Origin of the sequence: Ornithinibacillus xuwenensis (assembly GCF_039614845.1) — a bacterium.
In the GTDB taxonomy this organism is placed as follows: domain Bacteria; phylum Bacillota; class Bacilli; order Bacillales; family Amphibacillaceae; genus Ornithinibacillus; species Ornithinibacillus xuwenensis.
This window is the reverse complement of the sequence record NZ_JBDIML010000003.1, coordinates 381630-395477: the sequence shown is the minus strand read 5'-3', so window position 1 is coordinate 395477 and position 13848 is coordinate 381630. Positions and strand designations below refer to the sequence as shown.

Annotated in this window: 13 protein-coding genes and 1 tRNA gene; 11 read left to right on the top strand and 3 right to left on the bottom strand. The window is 36.6% G+C overall.

Translation table 11 applies throughout. The features are described 5' to 3' along the window. Positions 1 to 272: 272 nt before the first annotated feature. The 6 genes from ABC228_RS11400 (at position 273) to ABC228_RS11375 (ending at position 6225) form a co-directional block, all read left to right on the top strand. Positions 273 to 1082: a cytochrome c oxidase assembly protein gene (locus tag ABC228_RS11400; protein ID WP_345825264.1), complete on the top strand. Its 810-nt coding sequence runs from the start codon at positions 273 to 275 to the stop codon at positions 1080 to 1082. Positions 1083 to 1218: 136 nt separating this feature from the next. After that, positions 1219 to 2151 (top strand): ABC transporter ATP-binding protein, encoded by a 933-nt coding sequence (locus ABC228_RS11395; protein WP_345825263.1) that lies wholly within the window; start codon positions 1219 to 1221, stop codon positions 2149 to 2151. 11 nt (positions 2152 to 2162) lie between these two features. Next, the gene (locus ABC228_RS11390) at positions 2163 to 3425 is read left to right on the top strand and encodes an ABC transporter permease (RefSeq protein ID WP_345825262.1); all 1263 of its coding nucleotides are present in this window, start codon (positions 2163 to 2165) and stop codon (positions 3423 to 3425) included. Then, positions 3422 to 4534 carry an ABC transporter permease gene (locus ABC228_RS11385; RefSeq protein ID WP_345825261.1) on the top strand — a complete coding sequence of 371 codons (1113 nt, stop codon included), beginning with the start codon at positions 3422 to 3424 and terminating at the stop codon, positions 4532 to 4534. The genes ABC228_RS11390 and ABC228_RS11385 overlap by 4 nt, the downstream gene beginning before the upstream one ends. 103 nt (positions 4535 to 4637) lie before the next feature. Next, positions 4638 to 5132 carry a DinB family protein gene (locus ABC228_RS11380; RefSeq protein WP_345825260.1) on the top strand — a complete coding sequence of 165 codons (495 nt, stop codon included), beginning with the start codon at positions 4638 to 4640 and terminating at the stop codon, positions 5130 to 5132. A 142-nt stretch (positions 5133 to 5274) separates the two neighbouring features. Beyond that, complete coding sequence (locus ABC228_RS11375; RefSeq protein WP_345825259.1) at positions 5275 to 6225, top strand: alpha/beta hydrolase; 951 nt, start codon at positions 5275 to 5277, stop codon at positions 6223 to 6225. A gap of 78 nt (positions 6226 to 6303) precedes the next feature. Here ABC228_RS11375 and ABC228_RS11370 read toward each other — a convergent pair whose 3' ends face one another. From ABC228_RS11370 to dat, 3 genes are all read right to left on the bottom strand, one after another. After that, positions 6304 to 8301, bottom strand: a complete 1998-nt coding sequence (locus ABC228_RS11370) for a S9 family peptidase (protein WP_345825258.1) — start codon at positions 8299 to 8301, stop codon at positions 6304 to 6306. Between the two features lie 86 nt (positions 8302 to 8387). Next, entirely contained in the window at positions 8388 to 8900 is a 513-nt protein-coding gene (locus ABC228_RS11365; RefSeq protein WP_345825256.1) for a P-loop NTPase family protein, read from the bottom strand. Positions 8901 to 8979: 79 nt separating this feature from the next. Further along, positions 8980 to 9855 (bottom strand): D-amino-acid transaminase, encoded by an 876-nt coding sequence (dat, locus tag ABC228_RS11360; RefSeq protein WP_345825255.1) that lies wholly within the window; start codon positions 9853 to 9855, stop codon positions 8980 to 8982. Between the two features lie 495 nt (positions 9856 to 10350). On the opposite strand from dat, the gene ABC228_RS11355 reads away from it, so the two are divergent. From ABC228_RS11355 to trmL, 5 genes are all read left to right on the top strand, one after another. Next, a tRNA-Gly gene (locus tag ABC228_RS11355) sits at positions 10351 to 10424 on the top strand. A gap of 224 nt (positions 10425 to 10648) precedes the next feature. Continuing rightward, positions 10649 to 11797, top strand: a complete 1149-nt coding sequence (gene queG, locus ABC228_RS11350) for a tRNA epoxyqueuosine(34) reductase QueG (RefSeq protein WP_345825254.1) — start codon at positions 10649 to 10651, stop codon at positions 11795 to 11797. A 13-nt stretch (positions 11798 to 11810) separates the two neighbouring features. Next, on the top strand, positions 11811 to 12326 hold the full coding sequence (locus tag ABC228_RS11345; protein WP_345825253.1) for a methylated-DNA--[protein]-cysteine S-methyltransferase: 516 nt from the start codon (positions 11811 to 11813) through the stop codon (positions 12324 to 12326). A gap of 42 nt (positions 12327 to 12368) precedes the next feature. Beyond that, a complete protein-coding gene (locus ABC228_RS11340) occupies positions 12369 to 13211 on the top strand; it encodes an amidase domain-containing protein (RefSeq protein ID WP_345825252.1) in 843 nt (280 codons plus the stop codon). Between the two features lie 58 nt (positions 13212 to 13269). After that, the gene (gene trmL / locus ABC228_RS11335) at positions 13270 to 13743 is read left to right on the top strand and encodes a tRNA (uridine(34)/cytosine(34)/5-carboxymethylaminomethyluridine(34)-2'-O)-methyltransferase TrmL (protein ID WP_345825251.1); all 474 of its coding nucleotides are present in this window, start codon (positions 13270 to 13272) and stop codon (positions 13741 to 13743) included. Positions 13744 to 13848: the final 105 nt, after the last annotated feature.

The window sequence follows — 13848 nt, the reverse complement described above, 5'->3', positions numbered from 1 at the left end:
TGTGAAAAAGTTGATTCGCTGATATAACGGAAGAACCGCTGATATATTGAAATATTCGCTGATAAATGAAAGTGATTCGCTGATAAATGAAAGTGATTCGCTGATAAAACGAAATCTCCGCTGATAAAAGTACAGCCCCCGCTGATAATTCAATAGAACAGCTTCCATAATCACTTCAACAGAAAATTCACGAAATCGTTATAGCTATAATCTGATTCGGGTTAGTCTATCCTTTATAATATAGATAAGTAATTATGTTAGAAGGTGTTTCAATGCTCGATATTATTTTAGATGAATTTCATTTTGCCTCACTATGGAATGGAGGGATTTTTTTATTCCTGGCGTTCACGGCGATCATTTATTTATTCTTACTTCCTTCAGAGAAGAACCACTCTGCCGGGAAAACAATTCTATTTTTAGGTAGTCTTGTATTACTGTTTATTGCCGTAGGTAGTCCTTTAAATATTATTGGAAGGATAAAGTTTAGCACCCATATTATTCAGGTCGCATTGCTGGTGCTGGTCATTCCTCCGCTAATGTTGTTAGGATTGAAGAAGAAAGTGATTCACCAGGTAAGAAAGTTTCCAGTGATCAAGAAGCTGGAGAAGTTCATAACCAACCCTATTATTGCATTCGGATTATTTTATGGGTTTCTGTATGCATATCACCATCCACCAATTTTTGATGATGCTAGAACTGATTTGTTTTGGAATTATTTTTACTTACTGGGCTTATTTCTTGCTGCTATATTATTATGGGTTCCAATCATTCGAAACCAATTCGGAACAAAACAAAGAACGATTTTCTTATTGGCCATTATGGGAATGCTTCTACCGCTTGGAAGTATCTTTCTGTTTGCAAAGGAAAGCTTATATCAGACATACAGTAATTTAACTTCCTTTACTGAAGCACTGCAGTTATGCTTACCACCTGGTGAGACACTGTCTTCTGATTATATTCTTATGCTTTTACCATTTAAACCGGTTGCCGAACAACAGCTCGGTGGAATAATTTGGATTGTATCAGGCCTTGTTATCTTTGCTGCAATACTGTTGTGGACGAATCTTAAACGAAAATCGTAAGCTGCTCTCTTTTAACGAAGAGGGCTTTTTTTTGGAGAAAATGACTTAGGTCATAGTGTGACAACTTGAATTGATGACTTCCGATAGTATTCTAGTATGATAAAGTATCGTATGATTATCATAGGAGGGGAAGCGAATGATTGAATTAGTGAATTTGTCGAAGAAATATAAACAGGTGGATGCCGTAAAAAACTTAAATATGTTTATTGAAAAAGGAGAGATAGTTGGGCTACTTGGTCCAAATGGAGCTGGTAAGTCAACTGCGATATCAATGCTTTCATCACTTGTTGAACCTACTAGTGGTGATGTTCGTTTTGAAAATAATAGTATTCTAAAAAATCCTTCACCTTTACGAAAGGTAGTTGGAATGGTTCCACAGGAAATCGCTCTGTATACAGACTTAACTGCTGAAGAAAATCTTGAATTCTTTGGAAGGATATATAAATTAAGTGGGAAAGCATTAAAGCGAAAAATGGATGAAGTATTGGAACAAATCGGTCTAACAGATCGTCGGAAGGATATCGTAAAAAAATTCTCTGGTGGTATGAAACGAAGACTCAATATTGGGGTTGCAATGTTACATGATCCTGAAATGATTATTATGGATGAACCAACAGTTGGTATTGATCCGCAATCTAGAAATTATATTTTGGAAACAGTTAAACGATTAAATGAAGAGAGACAAATGACGGTGTTATACACTAGTCATTACATGGAAGAAGTAGAGTTTTTATGTGACCGCATTTACATTATGGATAAGGGAAATTTGATAGCTTCCGGAACGAAGGGTGAGATAAAACAAATTCTTTCCTCTGAAAAAACAATTTCCATTAAATTAGACAGATTAAATGATCAATTTGTAGAAGGATTACGGGAGAATCCATTGGTAAATCGTGTCACAGTAGGGGAAAAAGAAGTAACTATTCTTGTACCTAGAGAGGCGAATATGTTCTCAGACGTTATTAAAATTGCTGAAGCAGCTGAACTTGAGATATATTCCGTTGATAATAAAACACCTACTCTAGAAGATGTGTTTTTACATCTTACTGGCAGAGCATTACGGGATTAGGGGGGAGTATTGTGATTTGGAAAATCATTAAAAAACAAGCACTGTTATTTTTACGTAATCCCCAGCAATTAGTACTGCTAATTGCATTGCCAATGATACTAATTATGATATTAGGAACAGCGTTAGGTAGTGTCATGAATGGTGAGGGTTCGCCAATAAATCTGAAGCTTGCTTTCATCGAGAATGATGATGAACAAGAACAGGTAGAAAGATTTCTAACTGATCTTGCAGAGAAACTCCCACCTGAAGCTGTAACCGATATTGAGGCAACTATTTCCAATATGATGCCAGTTGACTTATTAAAAAAATCATTGGATAACAAGGAAGTTGATGATTTCATACAGGTTTCATACTTTGATCCATCTGAACGTGAAGCTTTACGGAAAGAGGAGTCTTATACAGCGATTATTGAAATTCCGGAACAGTTCACCTATAAAGTTTTAGAGGCGATGTTCCTTGGCAATATAGAACCACCTGAGCTTCAAGTAACTTATAATGAAGAAGAACAGGTTGGCACTAGTGTCCTAACAAGTTTTCTAACACAATTTCAAACACAACTAACAAAAGGGAATTTTTTAGGGGAAAATGGTATCGATCTCTCATCTATACAAATTGATGAAAGTATTATTGAAGGTGAATTGATAGCTGTCAACGAGAAGAACCCAATTACATCTTCAGCCTATTACACGGTTGGTATGGTTGTAATGAATGTCTTATTTATTGCAGGTGCTATTGGCTATTATGCATTTCATGAAAAAGAAATTAAGGTCTTTAATCGAATAATCATTGCCGATGTTTCAAGATGGGTTTATTTCATTAGTATACTCCTTTCTGGAACCATCTTTGCTTTTATACAATCCATGTTAATTTTTACTTTTTCCAGAATCGTGTTTGGTATTATCTGGCCAAATCTATTTTCATTTTTAGTTGTTACACTAGCATTTTCATTTGCGGTTGGAGGACTTGCGGTGCTCTTAACTGCATTAAACTATCGGGTGAATTCTGAAACCATTACGAATTTCTTTATGAATATTAGTGTTACTCTATTAGCTGTACTCGGAGGTAGTTTTTATCCAATTGGAGATTATTTACCGCTTATACAAACAATTGGAAATATGACCCCTAACGGCGCAAGCTTGACTGCTTATGTAACATTACTAAGAGGTGATGGTATTGCTGCCATTGATAGTCAGCTCATATATCTCGTATTATTTGGCATTGTGATGGTTATTATTGCTGGCCTTTGTTTTCCAAAAAGGGGGGTATCAGCATGATTGGGATTTTACTAGCAAAATTCAAAACGTTTATTCGTAGTCCATGGTCATTTGTCGTATTTACAGGTATGTCAATGGTGTTTGCGTTAATTTTTGGTGGAACAAGTATGGATAAAGCATATATACCTGTATATACAGATGATGAATTATTAAGAGAATCTTATATTGGTGAGGAATTAGAGAAGCAGGATGCATTCGGATTTAATTGGGTTACTAAGGATGAATTACAAAAACAAATATCGACTGGCATGGCAGAGGTTGGTGTTATCCTGAAAGATGAGGAATATCAAGTTATTGTTGGTGTTGATTCTTACAATGTTAATCTAGTACAGCAGATAGTGTCGAGTATCTATAAAGAAAAGATTGAAAGAGAACAAATCGCAGAAGCGGCTAATTTATCATCGGAAACGGAGAAAAAAAGCTTTTTAGAAGAGATGGATTTCGCACTAGAAAATCCAGTATTCAAGATAAAATCAGAAAGCTTCCGCGGGGAAGACGCGTTTGTATATGACAATTCATTGCATCGGTTGTTTGGATTTTCATTATTTTTCGTAATCTATACCATTGCTTATAATGTATTACCGATATTGGTGGAAAAGCGAGATGGTATCTGGGATCGTATGATATTATCGCCATTAAAGAAATGGGAAATGTATGTTGCGAATTTGGTATATAGCTTTATAACTGGCTTTGCTCAGGTCATCATTATATTTTTGATGTTCCGATATGTAATTGGTGTTGATTTTCATGGGAAATTCATTGAAACATTACTTTTGTTAATGCCTTATGTGTTTTCCATTGTTTCGCTTGCGATATTATTAACTGCTGTTGTTAAAACCGTGCAGCAATTTAATGCAGCTCTTCCAATATTGGCTGTAAGTATGGCGATGATTGGTGGTGCCTACTGGCCAATTGAGCTTGTAGAATCTAAGTTCTTATTAACACTGGCTAAATTTAATCCATTAACCTATGGTATGGAAATTTTGAACGGTGCAGCAGTATATGGACATTCATTAGAAGAATTACTGGTTCCGATTAGTATATTATTGCTGATGGGAGTAATAATGATGGGATTAGGAATTCATTTAATGGAAAGAAGGCATGTGTAAACGAAGAGAGGAATGGCTGTTATAGTGGCCATTCCTCTTTCTCTATGAATTGACGCACTTAATTGTTATAATATTCTTAATATAATGGATTGGAAGTGATCGAATGGAAGTAAAGAATAAGGCGAGGAAGGATTTAATTATAGAAATTGAAGGGATATCAGATAAGGAAATTAATCGTAGAATAGCAACGGATACATGGTCTATCGGACAGGTTTTAGAGCATTTGTATTACATTGAGAAAGCATTTATTAAAATGATTACGAGGCAGCTGGAAAGCGGAGAGGATGTTTTTGCGAAGGAACAACCAATTCAATTAACGGTTGACCGTTCATACAAGGTCCCATCTCCTGAATTCGCTATTCCAAGTCCCGAGGATAAGAAATTAGACACGTTAATAAAACAACTAAATTCCTCCCATCAAATTCTAGCCGACCTTATTCATCAGACTGAACCAGAACAATTAATCTCTCGTGGAATTCCACATCCAATATTCGGTAATCTTAGCTTGAAGCAAACAATCGACTTCCTTGGCTATCATGAAATGAGGCATATTGAACAGATAAAGGAAATAAAGCATGCTTTAGGTGTTACAAAATAGATTATTATGCCATCATCAATAAAAGATGGTGGCTTTTCAAATAAATACCAACGAAATGTTTCTATTTTTTGTGAAAATTTCTAGTATAATAGTATAATAGATAAATTTACATCAAGAGAGCACACCACAGGGGGACGGCAAGGTGAAAAAGGTATTAAAAATTGTTACAGGTCTTATCATTCTATTATTAATTATCGATATTATTGCTAGTTTTTATTTTTATGATCTTGCTATCAAAACTGGTCCTAAGGAATTTTTACAGGGAAACAAAGACCTCGAGGTTTCAGCCGAGACAATGGATGTTTTACTAGAAGGGTCCTGGCGTGACTGGGTAGCTAATCAAGACTTCGAGCGGATCGAGATGACATCAAGGGATGGTTTAACGCTTCAAGGTTACTTTCTTGAAGCCGAGGAGCCGACTAATAAACTGGTAGTCGCTGCACATGGTTATCTTGGTCGAGGTAGTGATATGGGATTATTTGGGCAATATTACTATGAAGAATTGGGTTACAACTTCTTTACTGCTGATGCACGTGGACATGGAAGAAGTGAAGGTGATTATATTGGTTTTGGTTGGCCGGATCGCTTAGATTACGTGGATTGGATAGACTTATTGATTGAAAGACTCGGTCCTGACACAGAAATCATACTTCATGGACTATCAATGGGTGCTGCAACTGTATTGATGACGAGTGGGGAAGAGCTTCCGTCAAATGTGAAGGTTTTGATAGCGGATAGTCCTTACACGAGTGTTCAGGAATTATTCTCCTATCAGGTTACGAGAATGTTTAACTTACCACCATTTCCTGTAATTAATACAACCAGTCTTGTCACAAAAGTAAAAGCAGGATATTCCTTTACAGAGGCATCTGCGTTGAAACAGGTTAAGAACACAAATATACCAGTCCTCTATATCCATGGTAATAAAGATACATTTGTGCCAACTAGTATGTCGCAAGAACTCTATGAAAATACCCAAAATGCCGAACTCGTTATTTTTGATGGGGCAAATCATGGTGAATCCTTTGTGATAGATGAAGAAAGGTATATTGAAGTATTAAATGAATTCTTGGAAGAGAATGATCTAAAATAAAAAGCTGACTGATTAAGACGATATCCTCTCTATTAGAAAGGATGTATCTTAATCGGCCAGCTTTTTTACTTTTTTCGATTATAGGTAGTTATCAAACCATCGAGTAATATGGTTTAGACGTTCTACTCGCATTTCCGGCTTACCACTTCTACTTAATTCATGGTTTGCTCCTGGGAATCTAACAAACTCAACTTCTTTCTTGAGATGCTTCAATGTTACAAATAATTGTTCGCCTTGCTCGATAGGACAGCGATAATCTTGTTCGCCGTGTAAAATTAATAATGGGGTCTCCACCTTATCTGCATATTTTAATGGGGATATATCCCATAAGGCTGTTGGATTATCTAGTAAATTGTGACCGTGCTCCCACTTATTGAAGAAATATCCGATATCACTTACTCCGTAAAAGCTTAGCCAGTTACTTATGGAACGCTGCGTAACAGCAGCTTTAAAGCGATTGGTGTGTCCGACTATCCAGTTGGTCATGAATCCACCATAGCTACCACCAGTAACACCTAAGCGGCTTTCATCTACAAAGTTATACGTTTCAACAACATAATCAACCGCAGACATTAAGTCACCATAATCTCCGCTACCGTAGTTCCCACGACAAGCATCAACAAATGTTTGTCCATAACCATGACTACCACGAGGGTTTGTGTATAAAACGGTGTAGCCTTTGGCAGCAAGTAATTGCATTTCGTGGAAGAATGTTTGCCCATACATGACATGTGGACCACCATGAACCTCTAAGATAAGCGGATATTTTTTATCTTCTTCAAATCCATAAGGACGTAACAACCATCCGTGAACATCCCACCCATCTTTTGCCTTGAATGAAATTCTTTCAGGTTCACTAAGTTCAACCTCATCTAAGAATTCTTTATTAGAATCTGTTAATTGAACTGCTTCAGCATTAGAATCTAGTAAATAGAAATTACAAGGATTTGTTGGTGTACTTACGCCAACAACAAAACGTTCTTGAGTTGCGTTATATGAAAAGCCAAACACATGGCTGTCCACGTTATATAACTCTTTTAATTCGCCTTGTAAGCTTACTTCATAAAGATTTGTTACTCCGTTATCTGAGCCAATGAAATATATATGATTTTCATCCTTTGACCATACCGGACCATTTTCTGAAGCGCCTAAACGAGTGTCACCAGCAATAAGATCGCCTAAAGGAAAATCCCATTTCTCGCTAAGACAAGATAGTTCCTTAGTAGATATATCATAGATAAATAGTTCTGTTAATGTTGCACCGGCAAATTGTTGTTTATGCCCTAAGAAGGCAATTTTGTTTCCGCTAGAAGAGAATCGAGCTGTGTAGTAAGATCCCTTACCATCTGTAAGCTTCGTTATTTCTTTTGTAGCCGTATCGATTGTATACAAGTCACTCTTAATTTCATAGTCAGCATCTTCACTAAGATTACCAGCGATTAGAATAGTTGACCCATCTGGTGAAATATCCTGGTATCCGTGATGGTGATTGCCACTTGTTAACTGTGTAAATGTCTCTTTCTCTAAATCGTACAGAATGATTTGTGACTTTTTATCATCAAGGAATCCTTGGGCATCAGATTTATATTTTAAATTTTTTACGATCAGAGGTTGTTTGCTTTTTTCTTCTCTTTCTTTTTGTCTTTCTTCTTTGGACAGTTCTTTTTGGTTTGTTACATCATCGTCCTCGTCTAGTGTTGCTGAAAAGATAATTAATTTTCCATCCTTTGACCATTCCGGATTCACAGCACCATTTTTGAACGTTGTAAGCTGTTTTGCTTCACCGCCATCAGTAGGAAGAAGCCATAGTTGTGGGACACCGCTTCGATTGGATTGAAACACAACTGCTTTTCCATCAGGAGAAAAACGAGGATTACTGTTTTTATCTTGGCCAAACGTCCATTGTCTTGTGGTTTTTTCACTTAAACCTTGTACAAATAGATTTGATTGATATTCTTTTTTATCATTGACAGTGGTTGATACAAATGCGTATTGAGATCCATCAGGTGAAAGCTGAGGATCACTAAATACTTCAAGCTTCATAAAGTCTTCTGTTGTGATTGCTCGTTTTGACATAAAAAAACCTCCAATAATCGTAGTGAATTTTCAAACTTATTTCTATTTTAAACTATTTCGTGTTTCGAAGCAATTAGATTACTAGATTAATTGGTCTGTTTTAAAGCTTCCAAAAAAGTGTTTAATTGTCTTCGGTTTTTGAAAATATGTATATCCTTACCCTGTAGGATGGATAATCGTTCATACATCTTAGGAGCATTGTTTTTATTATAGTTTTTCGTCCATCGAATAAACTCGAGATTCAATCGTTCTGGGCAGTCTTTGCCAATGTCAGGTCTGGTTTTGTTGCGATATTGAAATCTCCTTCTCGTGATTCCATATAGACATCTAATAGTTGAGTAATTAAGAAATATGATAGTATCTGCATCCTCTAATCTTTTTGGTAGCGTGACACTATAATTACCATCGATGACCCATTCTTTTTGTGTTAATATCTCATCGTGTTTTTGAAGTAGTCCTTCCTTATCAATTGGTTCCCATCCTGGTTTCCAAAAAATTGAATCCATGTGGTAAACAGGAATGTTTAATATTTCACCAATTATTTTAGCAAGAGTTGATTTACCAGCACCAGGGTTGCCGAGAATCGTAATCTTTTTCATAAATTCCTCCTCTTTCAAATCGTAATATTCTGATAAAATTGATGAAAATAAGTATCCCAAGTAAATGGGATACTTATTTCTATGCATAGTTTTCAATTAGGTTTTCTAGTATGTTAGCATCCTTTTCATATGCAGTTTGTAATTGTTTGGTGATAGGACCAGGTTTTCCAGTGTTAACCGGATGCCCATCTACTGTAACAATTGGTGTAATTTCAGAGGTACTGCTTGACAAGAATAGCTCATCTGCACTCCAAATATCATCTAATGTAAATGCTTCTTCGATAAATGGAATGTCGAATTCAAGAACAAATTGCTCTATTGCCATACGAACGCATCCATGTAGAATATTGTTTGTGGTTGGATGTGTAAATATTTTTCCGTTTTTAACTAAATAAACGTTGGATGAAGAACATTCTGTAACATGACCATTTCTATGAAGAATCGCTTCATAGCAGCCGTGTTCTTTTGCTTCCTGTTTAGCCATAACATTCGGTAATAAGTTTAAACTTTTAATATAACAATTTTCCCAACGGATATCTCGATGTGTAATAACACCTACTCCATTTTTCATTGTTTCTAAATTACGTGGCTGAGACTGTATATATGCATAGATGTTCGGATCGACATCTTTTGGAAAAACATGATCTCGTGGTGCTGAACCGCGAGAAACTTGCATATATAACTTTCCATCCTCTGTCATTTGATTTCGATTTAATAGTTCTTGAAGCATATGTTTTAACTCATCTTTCGTAACCATGAGTTTGATTTTAATAGCTTCTGTTGATCTGAAAAGTCTATCAATATGCTCATCTAATAGATAGTAGGTTCCTTTGTATATACGGATGACTTCATATATGCCATCTCCAAATTGAAGAGCGCGCTCTTCGAGTGGAAATCTTAGACTATCACGATGTGTGAATTTTGTTTGAGATAGTATTACTGGATAGACTGACAAGCTTTATCGCCCCCTCATTATTATGATTATTTTATTACTTCCTCGTACCATTGTAAATAATTGTTTTTATATATTATTCGATTCGAGAAAATAAGTTAAATAGTCCTAGGAATGCCTAATGATTTGCCAAAGGTAATTGTTCAATTTTGTAGACTAGTAGATATATAGTCTTGGCGATGAGTCACAATAAAGAAGGGAAATGAATATAGTTGTTTTAGGCAGATTTGGTGAAACGATGCAAAAGTATTTGTAAAGTTTTGTAGAAGAATGTATAAATATCCTCTTGCATCTATTTTATGTTCTTGTTATAATTACTTTTGTACTCAAAAAACAACTTATATGCGGGTGAAGTTTAATGGTAAAACTCCAGCCACAAGCAAAGCTTCTGCCGACTAATCTGCGAGTTGCCCCGAAGAATATGCTTCTTCGATTTTGCTAGTAGATGCAGGGGCATGATTATGCGTACGAAAAATTTCATAAAATTTCTATTAATATGCGGGTGTAGTTTAATGGTAAAACTCCAGCCTTCCAAGCTGATGTCGAGGGTTCGATTCCCTTCACCCGCTCCATACATACATATGTCCTAACGCAGTGTTTCGTAATAAACTTACGAGGCGTTGCGTTTTTACTTTTTATCCCCTTATGAAATTGGATAAAAAGGGACCTCTAAAAGAATGAAATTCCACATAAAATATCTACAATGTCCCAATTACCAAATACAAATACTTAACAAATAATAATGCAGATAGTATCTTAAGAATAAATCAGGCTAAATGGAAGGGAGGCGCTGCAGATGAATACGAACCAGTTAAAACAAGAAATTATCGAATATAGTAAAAAAATCGGGATTGATAAAATCGGGTTTACAACAGCCGATGTGTTTAGTGAACTAAAAGAACGTTTGAAGCGGCAACAAGAGCTCAGGTTTCAATCAGGCTTTGAAAAAGGGTCTAATGAAGAACGTACCGAACCAAAACGGTTGTTGCCAGAAGCACAATCCATTATAGCTATTGCGGTTGCCTACCCTTCTCGAATGAAAGATGCCCCTAAAAGCACGAAAGAAGAGCGAAGAGGTTTTTTCTGTCGTGCATCTTGGGGGAATGATTATCACGATGTATTGCGAGAGCGTTTAGCAAAATTGGAGAGCTTTATTCATGCAAAAGTAAATGATGCTGTTACCAAAATAATGGTCGATACTGGAGAGCTTTCCGACCGAGCAGTTGCAGAGCGAGCTGGAATAGGCTTTACTGGTAAAAACACATTACTAATAACTAAGGAATATGGATCATTTGTGTATCTAGGGGAACTCATTACGAATATTCCATTTGTACCTGATTCCCCAGTTGAAGATAGCTGTGGTGAATGCAGGAAGTGTATCGATGCATGTCCAACTGGCGCTATTGTGCAAGGAGGTCAATTGAACGCACAGCGTTGTATTGCTTTCTTAACGCAAACAAAGGATTTTCTACCAGATGAATTTCGCGAAAAAATCGGAAACCGAGTGTATGGCTGTGATACATGTCAGCTCGTATGCCCCAAAAATAGGCAGGTAGATTTTCATATCCATTCGGAGTTCGAGCCAGAAGACGATATTGCAAAGCCAAAGCTTAAACCAATGCTTACAATATCCAATCGTGAATTTAAAGAGACATTTGGACATATTTCAGGTTCTTGGCGCGGGAAGAAACCAATACAACGTAATGCGATACTGGGACTTGGTCATTATAAGGATAAAACAGCAGTACCGGAATTAATTACGATTATGAACAATGATCCACGTCCAGTGATACGAGGAACAGCCGCATGGTCACTCGGGAAGATCGGAACAGAAGAAGCATTTGAAGCAATTACCAAAGCATTGGAAAAAGAAACAGATGTTGACGTACGATATGAAATGGATAAGGGATTAGCATTCCGTGAAGTGCAAGCTTCGCAAAAATAGGGGGAAGGAATTTATGTCGCTTCTATACGTTGATGAAATGGATTCACCTCTTGGAACTTTACTGATAGTCAGTGATGAGGATTCTATTTTGCGAATTGACTTTGGCTCGTATATGGATAACGAAGCTAACATTACTAGGTGGTCACAAAAGTACTTGAATCATAAAAATTTTGTCCACAACCCTGAAAAAGTTGTACATGTGAAGAAAGAACTGGAAGAATACTTTCAACAAAATAGAAAGGAATTCGGTTTTCAGTGTGCATGTTATGGGACAGCTTTTCAGAAGCTGGTATGGCAAGCGCTCATTGATTACATTCCATATGGAGTCACGAGGACCTATAAGGATATTTCCGTTGCTATAGGTAAACCGAATGCTGTTCGGGCTGTAGGTGGAGCGGTTAATAAAAACCCATTTTCAATAGTGGTGCCTTGTCACCGTGTTGTTGGGAAAAATGGAAAACTAATTGGCTATAACGGTGGTCTGGATAAGAAAGAATATCTATTAAGGCATGAAGAAATCGTGCTTTAGACAGGCGTTCCTTCCATATATATGCTAGTGGAGGGGATTATCATGGACTTGTTAAAGCAGTTTTGGATGGAATGCTTTGGATTAGATTATCATGATGAGGAATGGTGGCACCGGAAAAAGGCATCACTTGCAAATAGAAATGTACAAATTGTTCGAACAGCAGGTAAGGGTCACATCTTTCAACGCATTCGTTATGATCAAGAAGAAAAAGTGTATTATCACTTACATGTATCAATGCTCATGAAACAAGGGGATTATTTCTATCAGGAAGAACAAATAATTCCATATCAATTTCGGTTGAGATCTGGAAAGATTGCGGAACATAGACAGTTGAATGAAAATGAACCCGAAGAGCAACTGGAGAAGTTAATGCCAGAAGGCGAAACAGATCGTACTGTTCGATTCGCATATGACCGATTAGCAGCGGTTCAATATGCGGAAAGATGGTGGAATAGTTATAATCCTGCTTATAAAAAATTTGATGTAGATTGTACAAATTATATATCCCAATGTTTGCGAGCGGGTGGTGCACCAATGCGTGGTGCTCCTAATCGGAACCAGGGATGGTGGTACCAAGGGAATAATTGGAGCTATAGTTGGTCGGTTGCTCATTCGTTCAGGTGGTTTTTAAGTGGGTCGACGCATGGTTTAAAAGGAACGGAAGTCGATTCACCAGAGGAGTTAATGCCTGGTGATGTCATTTGTTACGATTTTGAGGGGGATGGCAAATGGAACCATACAACGATTGTTGTAGCAAAAGATGCCAATGGAATGCCATTAGTAAATGCTCACACTCATAATAGTAGACATCGCTATTGGGCATATGAAGATTCTACGGCGTATACACCAAATATTAAATACAAGTTTTTTCGGATAGGCGATTAGTGCTATAATAATAACGTTATGCAACTTTAGAGACATAAAAGAGCAAGGAGAAATGATTGTGAGTTTACATGTCGTTTTATTTGAACCAGAAATCCCAGCAAACACAGGTAATATTGGAAGAACCTGTTTAGCGACTGATACAACGCTGCATCTTATTCATCCGTTAGGATTTTCTACAGAAAATAAAATGGTTCGCAGAGCTGGCCTTGATTATTGGGAGAATGTTGATATAAAGGAGCATGATTCCATTCATGCCTTATATGAAAAATATCCAGATGGAAAGTTTTATTATATAGAAAACTTTGGCACGAAGCATTATACTGATTTTGATTTTAGTGATCGAGATGAAGCGTTATTTTTTGTATTTGGAAAAGAAACTACCGGTATCCCAAAAGAATTATTAGAAGGTAAAGAAGACCAGTGCTTACGAATTCATATGAATAATAAAGTTAGGTCTTTAAACTTGTCCAATACTGCTGCAATCTTAATCTATGAAGTATTAAGACAACAAGGGTTTCCCAATATGGCATAGCAAAAAACGTCACTTCCCTCTTAATATAGGGAGTGACGTTTTTTTAGGTTAACATTACTGGTTTTTCTTTGGTACTCCTGGCTTTGCTTCATATCCAGCAGTGAA